The following is a 21,545-nucleotide window of genomic DNA, read 5'->3' as shown; positions in this document are numbered from 1 at the left end:
ACGCGAGCCCGGCGGACGCTCACCGTGACCGTCCCCGCCGCCTTCGGCGTCCAGCGCGATTACCTGTGGTCCGAGCAATCGCGTTTCCGGGCGTTCGTGCGCCGCACGCAGGAGACCTACGATCTCGCACTGTTCGTGAACGCCGACCGCCTGGCGAACGACCGGATCCTCGGCGAACTCGACGAACGAGCGAGGGCCTCCGGCGTCTGGCTCCTCGACGACTTCGACACGATCCCGCGCTCGGGGCTCGACTTCGCCTCGTTCGACCATCGCGCGACCTTCAATCCCATCGAGGCGCGCTCCCTCTCCGACGCCCGCGGCATTCGTTTCGACTACGTCCCGCAGGGGTTCGCACCGATCGCGCCAGCGCCCATGCCCTCGTCCGGGCGTCCCCTCGTGCTGGGAGCACCGTACCCGAGCCGGCGTGAAGCGGTGCACGCCCTGGTCGGCGCCGGCATCGCGGTCGACGTGGTGGGGAAACTGTGGCCGCAGTGGGTGACGCCGTCAGCGCAGATCGGGCACGAGGGCGATGTGAGCCTCGAGCGCTCCGTCTCGATGTCGGGAGCCGCGAGGATCTGCGTGAACGGCCATCGCAGTCCAGAAACCGGGGTGAGCCCGCGCGTCTTCGAGATTGGAGGCGCGGGCGGTGTGGTCGCCACGGATGGCATGCATGCACCCGAATTCTTCGAGCCCGATACGGAGATGATCCACTGGTCGCACCCGGATGAGCTGGTCGAGCCGGTCATGCGCCTGCTCAGAGAGCCGGCGCTCGCCGCGGCGATGGCCGAGCGGAGTCAGCGGCGCACCCTGTCTGAGCACACCATGAAGCACCGCTTCTCGCAGCTGCTGGCGTCGTGGGGATACGCCTGATGCCGGGCCCGTCGATCATCCACGCGATCACGCCGGGCGATCACTTCTCCCCGCGCACGGGGTCGGCGATCCCCACGGTCGTGCACGGTATCGCGTCAGCGGCCGTCGCCTCGGGCGACGCTCCGCACCGCGTCGTCATCGATGGCTCGACCTACCGGCCGCGTTACGACAGCGCGGAGGTCGTCGAGTACACCGGAGCGCCGGCTCCCGCCGGGCGCGCCCGCCGCCTCGACGTCCTCCGCGGAGCGCTCGGCGGGAGCCGACCGGCGATCGCCGCGTACTATCGCCCGGTCGCGGACGCCATTCGCGGACTCGCGCCCGGGGTTGTCCTCGCGCACAACGCGCCGGTCCTGGTCGACCTCCTCGAGGGGAGTGGACACCGGGTCGTGCTCTACGCGCACAACGAACTCCTGCGGACGTACACCCGAGCCGAGGCCGGCAGGATGTTGCAGAGCGCCGCGGCCATCGTCTGCGTCAGCGACTCCCTGGCCGACGCGACACGGGCCCGGTTGCCCCGGCCGCTCGCCGACCGCGTCCGAGTGGTGCGGAACGGATCGGATACGACGAGGTTCGTCCCCTGGACCGACCGCTCGGCCGAGCTCACGGAGGGCGCCGCGCCGCGTCCCGCTCCAGTTCAGTCCGGCGAGCGCGTCCGAGTGCTGTTCGTCGGGCGGGTGATCCCCGACAAGGGCGCCGACGTTCTCGTGCGCGCGGCGGCGCTCGTGAACGACCCGAGCGTCGAGTTCGTCGTCGTCGGCAGCGCCGGCTTCGCGCGCGACGCTCCGCTCTCCGAGTACGAGGCGCGCCTGCGCCGACTCGCGCAGCGGAGCAGCGCGAGCATCCGGTTCGAGCCCTTCGTCGATCGCGCGTCGCTGCCTGCGGTGCTGGCAGACGCCGAGGTGTTCGTCATCCCGTCCCGCTGGCCGGACCCGTGTCCGCTCACGGTGGGCGAGGGACTGGCATCCGGCCTCCCGATCGTCGCGAGCCGTATCGGCGGCATCCCCGAGATCGTCCCGCCCTCGTCGAGGCTCGTGCCCCCGGGCGACCCGGCGGCACTCGCGCGTGAGATCGAGTCGCTCGCCTCGGATCCCGAGCTGCGCCGCCGCGTGGGGGCGGAGTCCCGGGCATGGGCCGAAGCCCACGACTGGACGTGGGCGTGGGGTGTTCTGAAGGGCGCGCTCGCCGACGCTCGGGGTCCGGCGTCGTGACCTCAGTCGAGCCGGCCGAGCTCGACAAGCCGGGCGAACTCCGCATTCGTGGCACGGACCTCCTCATAGCCGCCCTGCGCTTCGATGCGGCCGCCCTTCAGGAAGATCAGGGTGTCGGCATGGCGGACCGTCGAGAGCCGGTGCGCCACGATGAGGATCGTCATCGTGCCCGCGAGGGTGGCCATCGTCTCGGAGATCTGCCGTTCGGTCTCGTTGTCGAGCGCGGAGGTGGCCTCATCGAGCACGAGGAGGCTCGGCCGGCGATACAGCGCGCGCGCGATCCCCAGCCGCTGACGCTGCCCACCAGAGAGGCGGACCCCGCGTTCCCCGACGAGCGTATCCACTCCGTCGGGCATGGCGTCGACGACGGAGTCGAGCTGAGCCATCGAGAGCGCCGCTCGGACACGGTCAAGGTCGACTCGCTCGGGGTCCGCCTCGAACGCCACGTTCATCGCCACCGTGTCGTTGAACAGGAAGACGTCCTGCGGCACGACGCCGAGGCCCGCATACCAGGCCGCCCGGTCGTCGGCGATGCTCCGGCCTCCGCACTCGATCGACCCGTGCGTCGGATCGAGCAGGCCGAGCACGAGGTCGACGAGGGTGCTCTTCCCCGCTCCGCTCGACCCGACGAACGCCATCGTGGTGTTCTTCGGGATCTTCAGGGAGACGCCGTCGAGGACCGGCGAGTCGGCATCGGGGTACCGGAACTCCACGTCGTCCAGGACGATGTCGCCGTCGTACCGGTTGTGGTCGCGCGGCCGCTCATCGTGTTCGCCGACGCGACGAAGCTCGTCTGCGGCAGAGAGGAAGATGCGGAGACCCGGTCGCCCGGTGCGCAGCGTCGCGATGTTGGCGGACACACGGGTGAGGGTCGGGAGAGCCCGGAGGGCGGCTGCCGCGAACACGCCGAGGACGACGAGCGCTTCAGCCGGGCTGCCCACGTTGAAGAGGTACGCCGAGATCGCAGCGACGGTGAGAACGAATCCGATCTCGAGCGAGTAGCGCGGGATCTCGGCGATGACCCCCATGTCGCGATTGAGTCGTGCGCCACGAAGTCGTGCGGTCCGGTAGCCGCGAACGAAGTCTTCGCCGCGCGAGCTGAGCCGGGCCTCGCGGAAGCCGTCGAGACTGGGCAGCAGGTACTGCCACGCCTCCAGCCCCACCTCCGCGGCTTCTTCCCCGAGGCGGGTCTGCGTCCGGCGGAGCATTCGCTGCAGGCCGACGACGAAGACGCCGAACACGACCACCGTGACGATGGTGACGACCGGATCGGTGATCGCGAGCACGGCGGTGATCGCCACGAGCACCGCGAGGTCCGTGCAGATGCTGACCACCGCCAGCAGCACCGAGGTGGCCTGCGAGACCGCATCGTTGATGTTCCGGTAGACCTCTCGTAGCGGTCGCGCACGATGTGAGGCGTACGGGGCGAGCACGTACCCCCGGAGCAGTGCGGATGCCGCGTCGGCCGACACCCGAGTCGTGCGGCCGAGCAGTTGCCACCGGAACGCGATCGACGCGAGGCTCTTCACCACGAAGAGCACGGCGACGGCGGAGGCCACCACCGGGATGAGGACCGTCGGGTCTGTCGTGCCGACCACGCCGGAGATCACCCCGAGCGCACCGGATTCGGGGTCGGCACCGCCGATGAGCTGGGTGAGCGGCACCATCGCGGCGACGCCGAGGGTGTCGAGCGCGGCAAGCACCAGCGACACCGTGACCGTCGACACGACCCAGTTCGCCGGACGCGCGCCTGCGACGCCGAGCAGCCGCTTCAGTTGAGCGAAGAGCCCGTCGCCCCGTGCCGGTGATGCCATCGTTCCCTCGTCATCGCGGGCCGTTCCCGTCCCGACTCGCGAGAGCAGCCTATACGGGCGACCTCGGTAGGATCATGTCGTGTCGACCGTTCTCATCACCGCCCCCGCGCTCATCCTCGCGGGGGTCATGGTCGCGAGCGGCATCGGGAAGTTGCGGCGACCGGACGACCTGACGGGGTGGGCAGAGCTCGGCGTTCCCTCCGCATTCCGCCGCGAGTGGCTCCTTCGCCTGCACCCATGGGGCGAGCTGGCGCTCGGTCTGGCGCTCGCACTGCTCGGCGGTTGGCTCGGCGCGCTCGCTGGACTCGCCTCGGTCGCGTTGATGGGCGCGTACACCTGGCTGATCGCGCGGGCCTTGAACACGGCGCGGCAGTCCGGCGCGGATGCCGCGTGCGCGTGCTTCGGAGAGTCCACGCCGGTCACACGGGTGACCCTGGTGCGCAATGCCTGGCTCCTCCTCGTCGCTCTGCTGACGACTTCCACGATCTGGGCGACACCGACCCTCGGCGGCGCCCTCGCCGCGCTCGGTGGGGAGTGGGGCTGGATCGTCGCTCTCGCGGCGGCGGCGGCGACTAGTGCCCTCATCGTCTGGCGCGCCCCGGAACGAACCGAGGTCGCCCCGCGCCCGACGGCCGGCGACCTCGCACTCGCGGACCGCGGAGAGCTGGAGTACATCCGAACCAGGACGCCGGCGGTGCCGGTGACGCTCGGCGACGGCACGCCGGCGAACCTGCGCACCCTGTCGCGCTCGCGGCCGATCCTGCTCCTCGCGGTCTCCGAGACGTGCGGCTCATGCGCCGCGGTGATCGAGCGGGTACCTGAGTGGCGCGCGCTCCTGCCCGAAGTCGAGGTGCGGATGCTCGTCTCGGCGCCACCCGAACTGAGCGCGCTCACCGAGCGCGAGCACCCCCACACGCTGCATGATCCCGAACGAAATGTGCGGGCCTCGATCGCTGACTGGGGCACCCCGGCAGCAGTGCTGCTCGGTATCGACGGACTCCTCGCGGGCGGGCCCGAGCAGGGCGCGACGGCGATCCTCTCATTCGTCGACGACATCTACGAGAGCCTCCATGGCGAGCGCCCTCGGCGCGAAGAATCGCCCGGGCCATGAGGTACGCGCTCGCGCCGGACGTCGGCTTCGAACCGTACGATGACGCCGTCTACCTCGCCCCGTTGCCCGACGGGCCGATCCTCGCGCTCAACGGCGTCGCCGCCCTGATCTTCAGGGAGGCCACCCGGGGCGACGCGGCGGGTCTTCTCGACCGACTCGTCGCGCATATCGACGGCCCGATCGACGAGATCACCTTGCACACGCGCGCGTTCCTCGACGACCTCGTCGCGCGCGGCGTCCTCCTCGAGGTGTCGGACTCATGAGAGCCCACGGCATGGACCGCTCGGTACGCGATCGAATTGCAGACTGGTGGGCCGGGGCGTGGCGCTGGTCCGCGCTCGCCGCAGCCATGGTGGCGGCCCTCTTCATCCTGCTCGATCGTGCGGGCGATGGCCTGCTCGTCACCGGGACCGCCGTCGCGGCGCTGATCGTCGGTGTCGTGTTGACCATGTCCAAGCCGCTCGCAATCGCGCTGATGGCGATGCCCGCGCTCTTCGTGGCCCAGCGAGCCGCGATCGGCGGCACCGACGTCTCAGCCTCAGATGTCGCGCTGGCCGCCGCATTCGGATCGGCCGTGCTGCTTGGGCACCGTCCGTACAGCCCAGAACTCCGCGCCATGCTCTGGTTCAATCTGGGTTACCAGTTCGCGACGCTCTTCACCGTGATCGTCAACCCGTTCATGCAGAACACCGTGGAATGGTTCCACGCCTGGCTGCTCATCTCCGGCGCGCTGGTGGTGGGCTGGGCGGTCGGCCGAGCCGGATACGCTCGGTGGGCCTTCACGGCGATGCTCGTCGCCGGGTGCGCTCTCGCCGCGGGGACGGTCATCTGGGGGATCATCCAGTACGCGGGCGGGAATTTCGGCCCGGTCTACCCGCAGATCCCCTGGCCGATGCACAAGAACTTCGTCGGGACGGCACTCGCATTCGTCGCACTGATCGCGTATGTGCATCCGCCTTGGGCGGGTCTATCCCCTCGGTGGACGCGCCTGGCACTGTGGCTGCTGCTCATCGCGATCGCGATGAGCCAGTCGCGTCAGGCGTGGATGGGGCTCATCGTCGCTGCGATCGTGATCCTCGTTCGGCGCGGCGGCCAGTCGAAGGTGCTGGTAGTGCTCGCCGTGCCGGCGATCTGGCTGGCCGTGTCGATGGTTCTGGAGCAACTCGAGTCGCAGAACCGCCACAATTCCATGTTCCAGCGGCTGGAGTGGTTCCGGGAGGTGTACGCCTATTGGAAGCATTCCCCGATATTCGGACACGGGCTGCGCTTCTGGTACGTCGACCCGACTCTGCCGTACCAGCCCCCTCAAGCCGAACTCGAGGTGGCCGCCTCTGCCGGCCTGGTCGGGCTCGCTGGGTTCATCGTCATGTGGGTGGGATTCATCGTCGTGCTGTGGCGCGTCGACAAGAACTACGGCACTCTCGCTCTCGCGGCCGTGCTGAGCCGGATCGTCCAGGCCCAGTTCGACCTGTTCTGGGCGGGCGTCCAGACCTCGGTCCCATTCGTGATCGCCGGGATCTGTCTCGGTGCCATGGCCCTGCACCGATCATCGCCGGCAGATTCGCAGGTCGCCGCTCCGGCGGCTGTTTCCCCGCGGACTTGGGATTCCGCTGGCCTACGATAGACGCGTCGGCCGGTCGGCCGGCGGTCACTGACGAGCAGGGGGGCGCATGGAGCTGCGCGACTACCTACGTGGATTGCGCCGACATTGGCTTGCGATCGCCCTCATGACTCTGCTCGGCATCGGCGCGGCGTACGGCTGGTCCCTCCTTCAGTCGCCCGTGTATGAAGCGACGGCGAGCGGACTCGTTCAGGCGAAGACCGAGTATGAGAACGGCCAGCTCCTGAGTGACGACAGCTCCGCCAGGCTGAAGGTGCCAACGCTCCTGGACATGGCGGGCTGGGAGGAAGTCGCGCAGCGCGCCATCGACGACCTCGGCATCGCCGAGAGCCCTGAGTCGGTCGTTTCGCGCATCACGGTGGAGAACCCCGAAGGCACCTCCGTCATCAGGTTCACCGCCAGGGCGAGCACCCCGGAAGATGCCGCAGCCCTCGCTCAAGCATGGATCGACGCGCTCGCGGTCACCGTCGCAGCCGTGGATGGCGACGACGCGGTGACGGAGATCAGCATCTACTCCGCCGCCGCGGCCACGGTGCCGAGTACGCCGGTGTTTCCTGACACGCGGACCGCCCTGATCGTCGGCGGCGTGCTCGGCCTCGGAGCCGGCATCGCGTTCGCCCTCGTCCGTACCGCGTCGGATCGGCGCATCAGAGTGACCGATGACGTCGAGGCGAAGCTGCACGTCCCGGTCATGGGAACGATCCCCGCATCCCCAGCGCTCAGCGGCACGAGCACGCTGATGACCGGCGCTGCCGATGAGCGGACCTTCCCGGTTGCCGAGGCGCTACGCACGCTGCGCACCAATCTTCGCTTCATGGATGTCGACCGTCCGCCGCGCAGGATCGTCGTCACGAGCCCGCTGCCGGGCGATGGCAAGTCGACGATCGCGTGCAACCTCGCCCTGACGCTTGCTCGTAGCGGTGAGCCCGTAGTGCTCATCGACGGTGACCTGCGCCGTCCGATGGTGGCGACGAACCTGGGGCTTCCCGGCGGTGCCGGCCTGAGCGATGTGCTGACCGGCCGGGCCGCCGTGGCCGAGGTCCTTCAGCGCACTCCGCACGACCCGCATCTGCTCGTCCTCGCGGCCGGGACCATTCCACCCAACCCGAGCGAAGTCCTCGGATCGGACCGGATGCGGCGGTTGCTGAAGGATATGGCTCAGCACGCCACGCTCATCATCGACGCCCCACCGCTGCTCGCCGTCACCGACGGTGCCGTGCTCACACAGCAGGCCGACGGGGCCCTGCTCGTCGTCGGCGTCGGCAAGACGAACTACGACTTCGTGGAGAAGGCGCTCGATACGGTGAGGAAGGCCAACGGTCGACCTCTCGGCCTCGTGCTCAACAAGGCGCCGATGAAGGGCGGAGATGCCTCGCCGTATGCGGCCGCCGCGTACGTCCAGGATTACGCCGCTGCGAACAGCCGCAGGCGATCACAGGGCCGGGCAGCGACAGAGTCGGCATGACCGATGTCGGGGCCGCGTCCAGTCGCTGAGGAGCCGTCGGTATGAGCGAAACGGCGGACCCTCCGCTGACCGCAGCGCCGGCGGTGGCGCGACTGCATCTCGGGCGCGCGGCGGTCCAGGTGCTCGCCGAGCGAAGTCGCGTGGACCTGTTGCACATCAAGGGTGATGCAGTGGAAGCCGCAGTCCGCCCGCCGTCCTCGCCCGGCAGTGATGTGGACGTGCTCGTGCGTCCGGAGCACGCGAGACCGTTCGATCGCGCGCTCCGCCAGTCGGGCTGGTCGGTGTACAGCACCTTCTTCAGCGGGTCGCCGTTCGGCCACGCGCAGACCTATCACCATGACATCTGGGGCTTCTTGGACGTGCACCGGTTCTTCCCGGGCATCGGTCTCGCCCCGTCACCAGCGTTCCGAAGGCTGTGGGACGGGCGTCGAAGCATGGATTTCGCCGGAGTTCGCTGCTTCGTGCCGAGCCTTCCGGCACAGGCTGTGATCGTGATCCTGAATGCGGCTCGCGCCCGCCGTTCACTCGATCCCGACGGTGCTTGGAACGACGCCGATCGCCGACGCGAGATCGAATCAGCGGTCGACCAACTCGACGCGCGGCTGGGTTTCGACGCAGCCTTCGGCAGGCTCGACGAGCACCGCGGAGCTCGGGAGTACCGTCTCTGGAAGGCGGTCACTGAAGGCGGCGGCCGCATCGACGAGTGGCTTGGCCGTGTGCAGGCCGCACCGACACTCGGTGCGCGATTGGTCCTCGTCCTTCGTGCGCCGCTGGTCAACGGCACGCACCTGGAGCACGCGCTCGGACGGCGCCCGACGCCTTGGGATCTCGTACGCGAGTTCTTCGCGCGACCCATACGCGGTATCGGAGAGACCGTCAGCAGGGCGAGACGACTGCCTCGCCCCCCGATGAGGGGGTAAAACGAGTGTTGCTCCTACCGGGCGATGCGATACGCTTCTAGGGTTTCTCTCAGCATTCCCGTCCCCACCCAGGATCAGGGCCCACCCAAACCACAGCGCAGGAGGCGACCAGGCCATGGCCGAGATCGATCAGCCCGAACAGACCGGTGTCAGCCGCCGGACCGTCACCAAGGCAATGGCATGGGCAGCGCCCGTCGTCGCCATTGCCGCAACCACGCCGCTCGCCGCCGCGAGCTGTATTCCCACCGTCTCGCTGGGCCCGGGTAGCTGTAAGTGCCCTGGCCAGAGCACCAGCCTCCCCTGGAACTACTTCCTCAGGATCTGCGCGGGAGGGGTCGCTTGCCCCGAGAGCTCGGCGGTACTCGTGGTCACCAAGGTTTACACGAAGGCGAATGCCCAGCCCCGGACCATCTGGGAAGGGAGCCAGGAGGTTGCCACCGGCGACTGCATCGTCATCGAGGGCGCTGCGAACAACAGCGGGAACTTCTTGATCATCGAGTACAAGGTCAAGGGCACCGACACCGTCCTGACCCAAGAGGTCAGCTCGCCGCCTGACTGCAACAAGACCGCCAACCCGATCGGTACCTGCCCGGCGTAATGCAGCTCCGATAAGAACACCGGCCCGTCTACGGGCCGGTGTTCTTCATTGTGCGGTACCCCGAACGACTAGTCCTTCACCGACCAGCTCATCGATGGCTGCGGCGACGAGCTCAGACGCGTCACCATGCGGTGGCGGGCCGAAGTCCTCGATTGCCCGTTCCACCAGCTGCTCAACCGAAAGGCCGCTACCGATGCCAAGCCAGATGCTCGGAGCGATGCCGGCGAGGACCCGGTAGACCCCGTCGTTCATCACCGCGACGGATTCTTCGGCTGCGATGGCGTCTGAGATCGCAGCCCACTCGAACGGCGCCGGTGCGCTCGTCGGGCGGGCTCGCGTCGGCACGACCGGTCGCCACGCGCCGCGGATCCCGGGTGGCGCTCGCACAAGCTCCGGGACCAATGGGACCAGCGTGGCAGCTTCGCCGTACGACAGCCGCCAGACGCCGCCGACGGCGTCGCAGAGGCCTGCGAGCCGCTGCAGTGGAGCGTCGAAGTCATTCATGAAGCTGAGCTGCGGAACGAGCTCAGCGATCGCGTCGATCACGGGAACGCGCGATGCAACCGGCTCGGTGACACCTGATCGGCGGTCGAGCAGAACCAGTGCCGCGAGCCGCAGCGGTGCGTCCGGTAAGTCCATCAGCCCAGCCCGGACGGGGGAGACCTGTTCCTTGGGTCCATCCGAGCGCACCAGCGAGAGCGGCTTGCGGTACGCCCGAACCTCCAGGTCCAGGTCAACAGCGACTGTCTCATCCGAGACATAACCGAAATGAGCCCCGAGGGCCGAGCTGAGCGTCGTCTTGCCCCGCCCGGAGGGGCCGACGAAAGCGACGACACGGCCGTCGTCCAGCGCGACACCTGCGGCGTGCATCATTATCATTCGGCCACGCTGGTGCTCCAGCGCTGCCAGGGTCACGCGAACCGAGAGCTGTTCCAGCAATGAATCGATTCGACCGTGTGCATCGACCCGGACGATCGCGTCCGGCATCTCAGTGCTGGCCAACGCGCCCGTCCACGCATCGAGCACGCGTGCACGCCTCGAGTCCGACACGTCCGGCGCGAACTCGATACGGACCGTGGAACCCATGGCCGCGACGTCGAGGTAATCGGCGGGTGCTCCAGTGTCCCCGTTCACCTGCTCGTCCCGCGACCGCTGCCTGCGGTGGTCTCCGCCCGCTTGTTTCGGGATTCCGAGGATGGGGGTCGGTCGAGCCGATCCGCGCCGAGAGACCAGCGGATATCCATGCATCTATCCTCTCGTGCGTTGGCGCCGTGCACGCTCTCACTGAAGGTGGGACAACCATCCAAGGTACTCCACCACCACCCGGGCATGCGGTGGCGGCAGTTCAGCCGAGCGTCGTCCATCGTGGAATGGGCCAAACGATGGCGACCACCTCTCCGACGATGCCTGCCTGCGTGGCCCAGCGCCAACAGCCATCGCTCTGCCCGGACGAGCGGCATCCCAGCGCTGAGTCGCGGGATCCCGAGCGATGGTCGCCCAAAACGAGGTAGGAATCCTCCGGTACGGTCACCCTGTCGAAACATCTCGAGGACCTGGGAGTCGTCGTGCAGTCCAACACTCCACGCTCGAAGGCGAAGTCATCGGAGACATAGGGCTCCTCGATCGGTTCCCCATCCACGAGCACACGGCCGGAAGCGTCGCAGCACGCGACCACTTGACCAGGCGACCCGATCACCCGCTTCACGAGCGTGCGCGGCCCTGAGGGCCCGAACCCGGTCACCTCCCCCACCCACCGCAGGACCGCTCGCGCCGGATCGACCTCAGTCGCCGCGGGCGTCTCCCACGAGTCATCCGCGTCGAAGACCACGACATCACCAGTCGCGGGAGAACCGCCGAGAAAAGCGAGCCGGTTGACCAGGATTCGATCGCCGGGTTCGAGGGTCTGCAACATGGACCCGGACGGCACGACATACGGCTTCGCGATGAACGACAAAATCAGCCCGACGACGACGAACGCGAGCAGCAGCTGCGCCCAGAACCCGCCGAGGAGACGACGCCACCGCGGACGGTGCGCGTCGCGCTCCTTGGTCACCACACTGCTACAGTACCGAGTCCGCATCCTGCATGCGGGCCCGTGCGGCGAGAGCAGCGTCACGCGCGCTGCGCGACGTCTTCCAGCACTCCCTCGATCTTGTCGATATGGGCAGCCAGACTGAAGCGGCGCGCCCAGTCGCGGCTCCACGCGGGGTCGAGTTCGCGGGCGGCCAGGATCGCGGCCGCGAGGCCGTCGGCGGTCGCCGACGCGGCATGGAACCCGTTCACGCCGGGGCTGACGGTCTCGAGGTACCCGCCGGCGGGCACCACGGCGGCGGGCGTCCCCTCGAGCGCCGCCTCGACGATCGTGAGGCCGAAGTCCTCGCGGCCGGAGCCGATGACGACCTCGGCGCGGCGGTACAGCCAGGCGAGCTCGGCATCGGTGACGCGGCCGAGGCCGTGCACTCCCTCGCCCGGCCGGTCGAGGTGCTCCGAGCCCGACCCGGCGAGCACGATCGGCAGTCCCGCGGCACGCGAGGCCGAGACGGCCAGGGCGATATTCTTGTAGCCGCGGTCGCGTGCGACGCAGAGCGTGAAGGCGTCGGGCAGCGGATGCCGCGGGGCGCGCGCCTCGGCCGAGACCGGCTCGACGGGCGGGTTCACCACCTCGGCGTCGAGGCCGTACGCCTCGCGGATGCGGTCGCGGGTCACGACCGAGTTCGCGATGACGCTGTGCGCGCGTCGCATTGCCTCGCGGTCGCCGTGGCGCAGCAGGGGCGTGCTCGCCCAGAGGCCCGCGCGTCGCAGCGGGCTCAGCCTCATCCGGTAGTCGGATGCCGCGTACAGCCAGCGCGCGGGGCTGTGCACGTAGACCACGTGCGGGATCTCGTACGCGAACCGGTGCGCCCAGCCGCTGCTCGAGACGAGGGCGACGTCACCGCCCGTGACGCTGGTGCGGGCCGCGATGGAGGGGAGCGCCGGGAGCAGCCGCTCGACCTGCGCGGTGAGCGATCCGCGGATGCTCGGACGCACCTCGAGATCGCGGAACTCGGCGAACGTCCCCTCCGGCGAGTAGGCCAGCGTGTAAAGGGTGCGCGCGCCGAACGCCGAGGCCCAGTGCGCGACCACGCGCTCCGCCCCGCCGCACTGGACGAGGTAGTCATGGGCCAGGACGATTTCGGGCACGCGCTTCTGCTTCCTTGCGAGCTCCGGGGGCGCACCTGTCGGACGGACCGCTTCCGTCACGCGGGCGGCTCGCGTACCGGCATCCTATGTTCGCATTTCGGAGGACAGAAGGGGCCCGGGTAGGCACCCACGCCGATAGCGGGCATGTTGTCCCCACATCTGGGGGCGGCGCGTGCCGTTCAGCCGCCCTGCGAACCGGCGTCGGTCACGCCGACATCCGCTCGGCTGAAGTTCTGGAACGACCGCGACGCCGTCGGGCCCCGCTGGCCCTGGTAGCGCGACGAGTATGCGGGCGAGCCGTAGGGGCGCTCGCTCGGCGACGACAACCGGAAGAAGCAGAGCTGGCCGATCTTCATGCCCGGCCAGAGCTTGATCGGCAGCGTCGCGACGTTGCTGAGCTCGAGGGTGACGTGCCCGGTGAAGCCCGGGTCGATGAACCCGGCCGTCGAGTGCGTGAGCAGGCCGAGCCGGCCGAGCGAGCTCTTGCCCTCGAGGCGCGCCGCGACGTCGTCGGGGAGGGTGACGGCCTCGAACGTGGACGCGAGCACGAACTCCCCCGGGTGCAGAATGAACGGCTCGTCGGGCCGCACCTCGATGAGATGGGTGAGCTCGGGCTGGTCTTCCGCCGGGTCGATGAACGGGTACTTGTGGTTGTCGAACAGCCGGAAGTACCGGTCGAGCCGCACGTCGATCGACGACGGCTGGATCGTCGCCGGGTCGTAGGGTTCGAGGCGGATGCGCTCGCGATCGAGCTCGGCCCTGATGTCGCGATCCGAGAGAAGCACGGTGCCAGCCTATCGAGGGCCGGTGGTCGAGGAGCGGTGCCGGTGGTCGAGTGGCGGAGCGTCCCGAGACCCCGCGCTCGGTGGTCGAGTATCGCCCGCCGCAGGCGGACGCGTGTCGAGACCCGTCACCTTGCTACGATGGTCACCGCGGCGTCTCCGGATGCCGCACGCCGATGTAGTTCAATGGTAGAACTTCTGCTTCCCAAGCAGACAGCGCGGGTTCGATTCCCGTCATCGGCTCTGATCAGGGGTTACGCCGATTCTCCACTCGCCGGCATGCCCGCCAGGCGTCGCTTGTCACGGTTAACTCACGGTTAATGATTCAGTTTGAAACGCAACGGCCTGGTTGAGCAGAAGCGTCAGGCCCGGCGGAGCGTGATGATCATGCGGCGCCTATCGATTTCGTACGTGGATCTCGCCCGTCGCCTGAACGAAGATGCGGTGCCGAGGCGTCGTCGGGGACCCTCCTAGACGCGCTGGCGCGGCGGCGACAGACCGGAAGTGGCCACGGACGGACGAGGGTTAGGCGTACATCGAGCGCGCGGCCGCGGCCATGAGTGACCGGCCGCCGCTAAGCGGGACCGACAGGACCTAGGGCATGTCCGACAAACGCTTTGCGCTGGCGATGCGGCGTCGAGGACGGCGGCGGCTCTTTCGATCGAGTAGTCGGCTGGGCCCCGGGCCACGGAGCTCTTCATCGGCCGTGCTTAACTTCCGGTTGTGGACACACCTGAACTTGCCGCCCTGGTTCCGGGCTTCATGGCCCAGCACGCGGGGCACGAGTGGATCCTGACGTCGCCGAAGGGCGCGGGCGAGGACCTCGTGGTCACCCTGTTTCCTACGACCGCCCCTGAGCGTATTGCGACAGTCCGAGTCAATGCGGGGGCTGAGGTTTTCCTTGTTGGCTTCTGCGGTCACAGCAGTGCCGACTTTGCATACGACGACGAAGATCGCCCCGAAACCCTTCAGGAGCGAATCGACCTGGCAGTCGCGGCCACGCTCGGGCCCACGCGGGTCACCCTGGACTTCGATGGAGACGTCATCGTCGGATCCACTCTCGTGATCGACCCAGATGGACCAAACCCACGCAAGAACGGCCCGGTCTCCTGGCCCATACGGCGACTCAAGGCGCGCGTCAGGGGCCGTCGGATCAGCCGCCAGATCATCGAACTTCCTGCGGCTGGGGAACAGATAGGGCAGGTCTGACAAGTAGTCGGGCTGGCTTCTGGGAACCGTTTGGGGTGTCGCGGTTCCAGTTGCTCTCGGATGCTCAGTGGTCGTTGATCGAGGGGATGCTGCCGAGGCCGACCGGCCGCAAGGGTCGCCCGTTCTCGGATGCGCGGACGATAGTCGAGGCGATCGCGTACCGGTACCGGTGCGGGATCGCCTGGCGGGATCTGCCTGAGGTATTCGGGCCGTGGCAGACGGTATGGACATGGCACCGACGCCTCGCCGGCGAGGGCACATTGGACCGGATCCACGCCCGACTCCTCGCGGCCGCCGATGCGACTGGCGGGGTGGACTGGTCGGTGTCGGCGGACTCGACGATCGCGCGTGCCCATCAGCATGCGACCATGTGACCCGCCTCACAGGTGGCTGGGTCGACCTACAAGAATCCGCTGATCGAGCCTCCTGATCACGCGGTCGGCCGATCCCGCGGCGGCTTGTCCACGAAGTCCACCAGCTCGTCGACGGCCGCGGCCTGCCGTTGGTGATCTCCTGCACGCCAGGACAGGCCGGCGACTCGCCGATGCTGCTGCCGATGCTCGAGCAGTTACGTGTCGAACGGGTCGGGTCGGGACGACCCCGGGTGCGTCCGGATGCGCTGCGGGCCGAGAAGGCGTACTCGTCGAAGGCGATCCGCGCCCACCTGCGCGAGCGCGGCATCGTCGCGGTGATCCCCGAGCCGGTCGACCAGCAACGCAACCGGAAACGCCGCGGCTCACGCGGCGGGCGCCCACCATTGTTCGACCCGGACGAGTACCGCGGCCGCAACGTTATCGAGCGCCGCTTCTGCCATCTCAAACAATGGCGCGGTCTAGCGACCCGCTACGACAAGCTCGCCATCACCTACCGAGCCGCCGCAATCCTCCACGCCGTCATCACCTGGGCAAAGCATTTGTCAGACATCCCCTAGCCGACCGGCGCGATCAGCTCGAGTTGCGGCAGGCCGTCGAAGACCCGGTCCTCGCTCGCGAGAGGAAGGGCGAACTGGACGGCGGTCGCGGCGATCCACCGGTCGGCGGCGTTCTGCTTCTGCGCGATCTCATGGCCGTTCGTCCGGCCCCAGTGGGAAAGCTCGGCGTAGCGCTCCTGTACGGCCTTGTTCAGGGGTAGGTAGGCAATGCGGTCGATCGCGGCGAGGAGCGCCCCGTGGTGATGCTCACCGCGCCCGTTCTTGAGCTGCAGGAGTTCGGCGCGCGTCTGCCCGCTTATGACTAGCGTCTTCCCGGTGAGCTGGTCGCCATAGCGCGCGAGCTGAGTCTGCGCTCGGCCGCGCCGCTGCGTTCCCGTGGACATCCAAAGCCACGTGGCGACGTTCGTGTCCACGAGCACCTCGAGGCGGCTCACGACCGAATGTCCCGGAGGAAGGCGTCGAGCTCGTCGTCACTTAACCCTGCCGGCTCGATGGGCCCGTATCGGCCACGCACGAGTGGTAGGTCATCGCTCACGCTGACATCGCCCTGCGGGACGATGCTCGCGCCCTCGATCTTGGCGAGCATGCCGCGCGCGTCTCGATGTGCGGCGCCATGTGCGATCACTCGGGAGCCGACGAGGCGAGCGACCTCCTCGGCGTCGGCGACGTTTTCGAGCGCGATGCCCCGGCCAGTGTCATCGCGTACGCGAAAGCGGTGCGAGCGGAGGTCGACCGCCTCGAGCACGCCGGAGGCCTGCACCTGGACCAAAGTCGCCTCGGATAGTGCAGGCGGTTCAATGGCCCACACGGCGGGATCGAGCGCGAGCGGCTCCAGAGAGGCCACAGGCACCCGTTCAGCGGCCGTCCGGCTGAGCGTGACGCTAGAGGCGCCGAGCGAGCGGAGGCTGGCCACGACGCGGCCCGCTGCTTCTCCGACGAGATGATCGGTCCACGGCGGCGGTTCGTTGATCTGCACGTGCTGCACGATCTCCTCGAACCGTTCGGCGAGGAGTGCGTGCGTCTCGTCGGGAAGGTCGATCGTGTCGGGATCGCCGATCTCGAAGTCAAGCAGCGTGGAGCCCTCCCGCAACGCGACCAGGCGCACCTCAGTCGCGCGCCCGAGCGAGAGCGGCGTGCGGCCGGCACCGCTGCGCTCATCGAGCTGACGCCCGATCCTGAGCACGAGGTCTTGGATGCTGGTCGCCAGCGCGCCGAGCTCTGCGAAGGGAATCTGCCCGTCCGGCACCGGCATGCCCTGCACGGCGAGCTCGTAGCCCTTCCCGGCCATGCGATCACCTTCCCCGAGTTGACGTCATGCTAGCCGCGCATCACGTGCCGAGCACGTATCCTTGGCCGCCGTTCGGTGCCCCGCCCGGAGCATGCGCACGAATGAACGCGACGTGCACGGCCTCGAGCGCGGCGCGCAGCGGGCGATACCGGCCGACGAGGTGCTCGTCGAGCTCGCCGACGTACCCGACCTCCGAGCGGGCCCGAACGATCCGCACCCGGCCCTAGTCGCGCCCCAGGGTGTCGACCAGCGTTCAAGCGCCCGTCTCGCGTTCGTCGGCGGCGAGGAATGAATGCCAGCGCGGGCGGTACTCCACGGCCAATCTGGTGGCGGCTCCTCTCGCGGGAAGCGCGCAGGCCCGCCCAGGCTCACATGCTACGTGGACCCACCGGCCATCGACGCCCGGTCAGCTCGCCTGCCTTGCTGTGGGCGGTTGGGCCTAGTGTCCGTCCCATGGAATCTCCCGACGTCGGCGCCATGGTCCTGAACGCGTTGCTCGGAGCGCCTGGGCAGCTCTGGGCCGTGTTCGAGCGCGACCCAGGCCCGCCCGTGGCTGATCGTGGCGGCGATGCTCGCCGGATTCGCACTGCTCGGCGCGCTCAGTCGCCGCCGTCGACGCTCTGCCCGATAAGAGGCCCGGGGCGGTTGTCGCTGACTCGAACGATCCCGAAAAAACGCCCCATCCACCATCAGGCAAAGGGCTCGCGCTCCGCGCATTACGGTGGGACCCGGACGACGAGGGGCATCGCATTGACTGAGGAATGGATCTACGAGCACAACCCGGACAACTCAGCGCGCTTCGTGCTGGGCACCATCGGCGACAACCCGCTCGTGTGCGTCGGAGTGAACCCCAGCACTGCGGCGCCGGGGGACCCCGACCTGACGGTCAGCAAGGTGATGGGCTTCGCATCGCGTAACGGGTTCGACAGTTGGGTGATGCTCAACCTCTACCCACAACGATCGACCGACCCCCGGGGAATGCATCTCGCGTTCAGCCCAGAGCTGAGATTCGACAACGAGCGACACATCAGCGAGCTACTCGATGGCCGCCAGCTCACGCTCCTTGCCGCCTGGGGCGAGTTGATCCAGACGCGGCCCTACTTGACGGAGATGCTCAAGCGCATTGTCTCGCTCGCCGACGCTTCAGGATGCACCTGGGTCTCGATTGGCGACTTCCTCAAGAGCGGGCACCCGCGTCACCCATCGAGAGCTAGCTACAGCTGGCCGCTCCAGAGCTTCGACGTCGGGAACTATGTGCGCGCAATCGGAGGCTGAGCCCGACACATGTCTCGCTGTACCCCGCTGCGCAGAGAGCGCCGCGCGGCAGACGCCGATCCTTGGCGCCGGTATGAGGCTAGAAGGCGGCGACCAGGACCGAAAGGGCCGCTGGCGACTCCGACTCCGATGAGCACACCCATCGCGGTCCGCCGCCCAGCCCACGCTGGCGTCAAGACGCGAACTGCACTCGCAGGCGGCGCAGAGCACCCGTCGACCAAGGGCCAGACACTGGCTGTGCTCGATCGAAGTGAGAACGGCGGGCACACCTGCACTCCAAGGGAGACCTGCGGCCAGTGTCCGTTGACGAGGGTGACGAGGCACGGGGCAGCCCCGATCACGAGGGGCCGGATGGCTCCGTGCAGCGCGAGAGCTGACCGAGCCGGAGCGACGCGGAAAGCGTGCCGCGCCGAGATGAACGTCGAACGACAGCCTTCTCGCCAACGTCAGCTCGAGGGTGGCCCGGCAGCCAATGCTCCTCTTGAGCGCGAGCGGTGAAGGGCTGCTCAGCCCGCCTTTCGAGCGAGCCGCCCCCGGTGCGCAGCGTCATTCCGCCGCAGCCGTTCAATTTGAGCGGAGCGGCGGGCGTTCGCCCAGAATGCATCGACGTTCTCCTGCTCGGAATAGTCGACGACTTCTTTGAGCTCGCGCGGGCGCACTGAGATGACGCCGAAGTTCGACGCCAGCCCCGGGGTGCGGTCATCCACCATGGCCCCAGTGTAGGGCGTCGCTTCGAGAATTCGCCCACCGTGGGCCAAGTTCCTAACGAGCCTTCTCAACGATCGCGAAGGCGGTGGCGAGTATGTCCGCCACGAGCTCTGCGGTATCGACATCGCGCTGCGCAAAGGAGTTCGCCGCGGGAGCGTCGACCGTGAGCATCCCGTAGACGTTCCTACGTGGGCCACCAGCGTCCGGGATTGGTGCTGCGATCGGAAGCGACATGAAGGTCTCGTAGCCCGATCGGCGCCGCCCATCAGCCTTCGGTGTCTCCGTGCTCAGATCTGGATAGAACAGTAGCGGGTCGCCACTGTTCAGGAACGCAAGTGCCTCATCAGTTTCATCCTCGCCCGCTGTGAAGTCTGCCGGATGCCGTTTTGCAGTGGACTCGACACATCGGAGTCCGTCTTTCGTTGGAGTCAGCTCGAATACGTTCGCGCGCATTCCAGGGACACGCTGCGAGCCGAGGAGGTTCACGGCGTCGACCGCGAGCTTCGCCACCATGCGGAGGTGGGCGTCGTGCTTGGAACGCGTGAGGTGCGGCATTTCTGCGATCGCGTCCGCCAGCTGCTCGAGGCCCTCCTTGTAGGCCGCGGCGAGGGCGGTCTCCGCGTCGGCGGCCGCGTCATCGGCCGTCTTGATAGCAGCAGCGGTGCGTATCTGTTGACGAACGTCGCGCACGACGCCGGTACCGGCGGCCGCCACGGCAACGACAGTGATGGTGATCCCCCAGGCGAGGAGCGGCGGCCTGTCGGTGACGGCGGAAACCCCTGCGAGCGTAAACAGGACCGTAGCAACTGCGGTAGCAACGAGTCCGAGCAGGACGAAGGCGCCATTGATGGCCAGTTGGGCCTTCACCTCTTCGACATCGCTCTGTCGAACATCGTTCTCCATGCACCCAGACTGTCGTACCGGGCCGATGGATCGGGTTCGTGTCGAGGCTTTCCGTCGCAGTGGTGCTCAGATGCGCGCGATAGCCCCCCTTCAGGTCGGTTATTGACGGCGAGTCGCGACTCCATGCGAATCCGTCGCGGTGTTGTCGTGTGCTCATGCTCAGGATGCAGCGCCACTTCCATCACTCACATAAACCGTCCCGCTGGGGTCCTCGACGGCAGCGAAGCCGCTCGCAGGTGTGATGGTGCGCGAACGGGAGGACTCTGCCTTCAATGCGTTCTTATGGCCCGCCCGATGGAAGTGCCCGCTGGGGGATCCCTCAGCGCGACCGCGCCCGATGCGAGTTTGAGACGGTTTCTCCTGACCGGACATCCATCATTAGGTAATCCGACAGGAGTGGAATGGCTGACGATGCGGAGCTGTTGAGCCGGGCTCGAGAGGGCGACACCCGGGCGCTGTCGGCGCTCTACGAGCAGTACTGCCGAGTGGTGTTCGCGCGCGCCTTCCTCGAAACGGGTTCGCGCGCCGACGCGGAGGAGCTCATGCAGGACGTGTTCCTGCTGCTGTGGAAGAAGCGCCGGAAGATCCAGTTCGCCGGAACCTCGGCACTGCCATGGCTGCTCGTGTGTACCCGGCACCTGTCCGCCAATCGCCGCCGACACAATCACCGACGCACGACCCAGGCACTGCCCGCCGACCTGCCTACCGGCGCGGATTCCCAGCCCGAAGCCAAGGTGGTTCGCGCACAACTCATGGCCCGCATCGATGCGTCGGTCGTACGACTCGAGCCCATCGACCAAGAGATACTGCGCCTGTGCGCCGTCGAGGGCCTCACCTATCAAGAAGCGGCCGACGCGCTCGGCATCAGCCACGGCTCGGTCCGCAATCGGCTCGGCCGGGCCCGGGCAGTGCTGCGCGCGGATGCTGCCGCATACACGGAAGGCAACTGATGCGATCTATCGAACCGACCGAACAGGAGTTCGCCGCGCTCGGGCAAACGCTGCTCGCGCGTGCCGCGACCGAGGATCGGCGACGCACACTGCAGCGGCGCGCCACGATCGCGGGCGCGATCGGTCTGGTCGGCATCGCCGGAATGGGAGCCGCATGGGCCGCGTTGGCCAACCCCGTCCTGAGAGACAGCGCCGCGTACTGCTACAGCGAACAGGACCAGAACTCGGCGTTCGTCACTGTCGGGGCGCCCGCCGCCGAAGCACCCGACGGCACCACTCGCCCGCAAGAAGCGGACGCGCTCGATATGTGCGCAGCGGTGTGGCGGATCGGCGCCGTCGGCCCCCACGCCACCCAACCGCCCGTCGACGGGATCGAGTACGCGATCCCACCGCTCGAGGCATGCCTCCGCCTGGACGGCGTGACCGCGGTGTTCCCGAACGAGCAACGCGAACCACACGAGCCGTTCTGCCGGCAACTCGGCCTCGCGCCGACCAACTGAACAGGACGCAGAACGTGGACGATCCCGCTGCCGAGCCGTTCGGCACCTCGCCTCGAACTCCCGAGCCGGCCGACCTCACCCCCTACCTTCCAGACCCCGCCGACGAACCCAGCTGTTGACACCCGGGCCTGCCCGATAGACGGTCGTTATTGGTGCACTGCAGCACGCGGCCTGGTCGATAGTAAGGGAGACGCCCGCTGGGCGAAGTAGGG

At 68.2% G+C, this 21,545-nt stretch carries 22 protein-coding genes, 1 tRNA gene and 1 pseudogene; 15 read left to right on the top strand and 9 right to left on the bottom strand.

Going from position 1 to position 21,545, the window contains the following annotated elements; all coding sequences use genetic code 11:
- The first annotated feature begins 24 nt into the window (after window positions 1–24).
- Window positions 25–870, top strand: coding sequence for a glycosyltransferase family protein (locus WBQ80_RS07610; RefSeq protein WP_336571900.1), 846 nt, complete (start codon window positions 25–27; stop codon window positions 868–870).
- Window positions 870–2,078: a glycosyltransferase family 4 protein gene (locus WBQ80_RS07605; RefSeq protein WP_336571901.1), complete on the top strand. Its 1,209-nt coding sequence runs from the start codon at window positions 870–872 to the stop codon at window positions 2,076–2,078. The genes WBQ80_RS07610 and WBQ80_RS07605 overlap by 1 nt, the downstream gene beginning before the upstream one ends.
- A gap of 2 nt (window positions 2,079–2,080) precedes the next feature.
- Here the strand turns inward: WBQ80_RS07605 and WBQ80_RS07600 are convergent, their stop codons facing one another.
- Window positions 2,081–3,892 (bottom strand): ABC transporter ATP-binding protein, encoded by a 1,812-nt coding sequence (locus tag WBQ80_RS07600; RefSeq protein ID WP_336571902.1) that lies wholly within the window; start codon window positions 3,890–3,892, stop codon window positions 2,081–2,083.
- Between the two features lie 79 nt (window positions 3,893–3,971).
- On the opposite strand from WBQ80_RS07600, the gene WBQ80_RS07595 reads away from it, so the two are divergent.
- From WBQ80_RS07595 to WBQ80_RS07570, 6 genes are all read left to right on the top strand, one after another.
- Entirely contained in the window at window positions 3,972–5,003 is a 1,032-nt protein-coding gene (locus WBQ80_RS07595) for a MauE/DoxX family redox-associated membrane protein (protein ID WP_336571903.1), read from the top strand.
- On the top strand, window positions 5,000–5,266 hold the full coding sequence (locus WBQ80_RS07590) for a PqqD family peptide modification chaperone (RefSeq protein WP_336571904.1): 267 nt from the start codon (window positions 5,000–5,002) through the stop codon (window positions 5,264–5,266). The genes WBQ80_RS07595 and WBQ80_RS07590 overlap by 4 nt, the downstream gene beginning before the upstream one ends.
- Window positions 5,267–5,277: 11 nt before the next feature.
- Window positions 5,278–6,627, top strand: coding sequence for an O-antigen ligase family protein (locus WBQ80_RS07585; protein ID WP_337282506.1), 1,350 nt, complete (start codon window positions 5,278–5,280; stop codon window positions 6,625–6,627).
- 46 nt (window positions 6,628–6,673) lie between these two features.
- On the top strand, window positions 6,674–8,089 hold the full coding sequence (locus WBQ80_RS07580) for a polysaccharide biosynthesis tyrosine autokinase (RefSeq protein ID WP_336571906.1): 1,416 nt from the start codon (window positions 6,674–6,676) through the stop codon (window positions 8,087–8,089).
- A gap of 41 nt (window positions 8,090–8,130) precedes the next feature.
- Complete coding sequence (locus WBQ80_RS07575) at window positions 8,131–9,009, top strand: hypothetical protein (protein ID WP_336571907.1); 879 nt, start codon at window positions 8,131–8,133, stop codon at window positions 9,007–9,009.
- A gap of 115 nt (window positions 9,010–9,124) precedes the next feature.
- Entirely contained in the window at window positions 9,125–9,607 is a 483-nt protein-coding gene (locus WBQ80_RS07570) for a hypothetical protein (protein WP_336571908.1), read from the top strand.
- Window positions 9,608–9,652: 45 nt separating this feature from the next.
- On the opposite strand, the gene WBQ80_RS07565 is transcribed toward WBQ80_RS07570, so the two are convergent.
- The 4 genes from WBQ80_RS07565 to dcd form a co-directional block, all read right to left on the bottom strand.
- Window positions 9,653–10,693 carry a hypothetical protein gene (locus WBQ80_RS07565; protein WP_336571909.1) on the bottom strand — a complete coding sequence of 347 codons (1,041 nt, stop codon included), beginning with the start codon at window positions 10,691–10,693 and terminating at the stop codon, window positions 9,653–9,655.
- A 259-nt stretch (window positions 10,694–10,952) separates the two neighbouring features.
- Window positions 10,953–11,663 (bottom strand): signal peptidase I, encoded by a 711-nt coding sequence (lepB, locus tag WBQ80_RS07560; protein WP_336571910.1) that lies wholly within the window; start codon window positions 11,661–11,663, stop codon window positions 10,953–10,955.
- A gap of 56 nt (window positions 11,664–11,719) precedes the next feature.
- Window positions 11,720–12,787 carry a glycosyltransferase gene (locus WBQ80_RS07555; RefSeq protein WP_336571911.1) on the bottom strand — a complete coding sequence of 356 codons (1,068 nt, stop codon included), beginning with the start codon at window positions 12,785–12,787 and terminating at the stop codon, window positions 11,720–11,722.
- A 179-nt stretch (window positions 12,788–12,966) separates the two neighbouring features.
- Window positions 12,967–13,572 carry a dCTP deaminase gene (gene dcd, locus WBQ80_RS07550; RefSeq protein ID WP_336571912.1) on the bottom strand — a complete coding sequence of 202 codons (606 nt, stop codon included), beginning with the start codon at window positions 13,570–13,572 and terminating at the stop codon, window positions 12,967–12,969.
- A 169-nt stretch (window positions 13,573–13,741) separates the two neighbouring features.
- Between dcd and WBQ80_RS07545 the strand changes: the two genes are divergently transcribed.
- The 3 genes and pseudogenes from WBQ80_RS07545 to WBQ80_RS07535 all read left to right on the top strand — a co-directional run bounded on the left by WBQ80_RS07545 (window position 13,742) and on the right by WBQ80_RS07535 (window position 15,709).
- Window positions 13,742–13,812 (top strand) — tRNA-Gly (locus tag WBQ80_RS07545).
- 480 nt (window positions 13,813–14,292) lie between these two features.
- Window positions 14,293–14,778: a hypothetical protein gene (locus tag WBQ80_RS07540; protein WP_336571913.1), complete on the top strand. Its 486-nt coding sequence runs from the start codon at window positions 14,293–14,295 to the stop codon at window positions 14,776–14,778.
- A 35-nt stretch (window positions 14,779–14,813) separates the two neighbouring features.
- Window positions 14,814–15,709: pseudogene (locus WBQ80_RS07535) on the top strand (IS5 family transposase).
- Here the strand turns inward: WBQ80_RS07535 and WBQ80_RS07530 are convergent.
- Window positions 15,706–16,143: a PIN domain-containing protein gene (locus WBQ80_RS07530; protein ID WP_336571914.1), complete on the bottom strand. Its 438-nt coding sequence runs from the start codon at window positions 16,141–16,143 to the stop codon at window positions 15,706–15,708. The pseudogene WBQ80_RS07535 and the gene WBQ80_RS07530 overlap by 4 nt on opposite strands.
- A complete protein-coding gene (locus tag WBQ80_RS07525) occupies window positions 16,140–16,997 on the bottom strand; it encodes a hypothetical protein (protein WP_336571915.1) in 858 nt (285 codons plus the stop codon). The genes WBQ80_RS07530 and WBQ80_RS07525 overlap by 4 nt, the downstream gene beginning before the upstream one ends.
- A gap of 91 nt (window positions 16,998–17,088) precedes the next feature.
- Here WBQ80_RS07525 and WBQ80_RS07520 point away from each other — a divergent pair, with 91 nt between their 5' ends.
- On the top strand, window positions 17,089–17,289 hold the full coding sequence (locus tag WBQ80_RS07520) for a hypothetical protein (RefSeq protein ID WP_337282505.1): 201 nt from the start codon (window positions 17,089–17,091) through the stop codon (window positions 17,287–17,289).
- Window positions 17,290–17,450: 161 nt separating this feature from the next.
- A complete protein-coding gene (locus WBQ80_RS07515; protein ID WP_336571917.1) occupies window positions 17,451–18,272 on the top strand; it encodes a DUF1643 domain-containing protein in 822 nt (273 codons plus the stop codon).
- Window positions 18,273–18,778: 506 nt separating this feature from the next.
- On the opposite strand, the gene WBQ80_RS07510 is transcribed toward WBQ80_RS07515, so the two are convergent.
- Together WBQ80_RS07510 and WBQ80_RS07505 are read right to left on the bottom strand one after the other, a co-directional pair.
- Entirely contained in the window at window positions 18,779–18,982 is a 204-nt protein-coding gene (locus WBQ80_RS07510; protein WP_336571918.1) for a hypothetical protein, read from the bottom strand.
- A 52-nt stretch (window positions 18,983–19,034) separates the two neighbouring features.
- Window positions 19,035–19,883, bottom strand: coding sequence for a hypothetical protein (locus tag WBQ80_RS07505; protein ID WP_336571919.1), 849 nt, complete (start codon window positions 19,881–19,883; stop codon window positions 19,035–19,037).
- A gap of 401 nt (window positions 19,884–20,284) precedes the next feature.
- Between WBQ80_RS07505 and WBQ80_RS07500 the strand changes: the two genes are divergently transcribed.
- Together WBQ80_RS07500 and WBQ80_RS07495 are read left to right on the top strand one after the other, a co-directional pair.
- On the top strand, window positions 20,285–20,833 hold the full coding sequence (locus WBQ80_RS07500; RefSeq protein WP_336571920.1) for an RNA polymerase sigma factor: 549 nt from the start codon (window positions 20,285–20,287) through the stop codon (window positions 20,831–20,833).
- Window positions 20,833–21,333, top strand: coding sequence for a hypothetical protein (locus WBQ80_RS07495; protein WP_336571921.1), 501 nt, complete (start codon window positions 20,833–20,835; stop codon window positions 21,331–21,333). The genes WBQ80_RS07500 and WBQ80_RS07495 overlap by 1 nt, the downstream gene beginning before the upstream one ends.
- The last annotated feature ends 212 nt before the right edge of the window (window positions 21,334–21,545 follow it).

It is taken from the genome of Agromyces sp. CCNWLW213, from assembly GCF_037199545.1.
GTDB lineage: Bacteria > Actinomycetota > Actinomycetes > Actinomycetales > Microbacteriaceae > Agromyces.
Note: the sequence above shows the minus strand (reverse complement) of the source record. Positions and strands in the feature narration are given on the sequence as shown.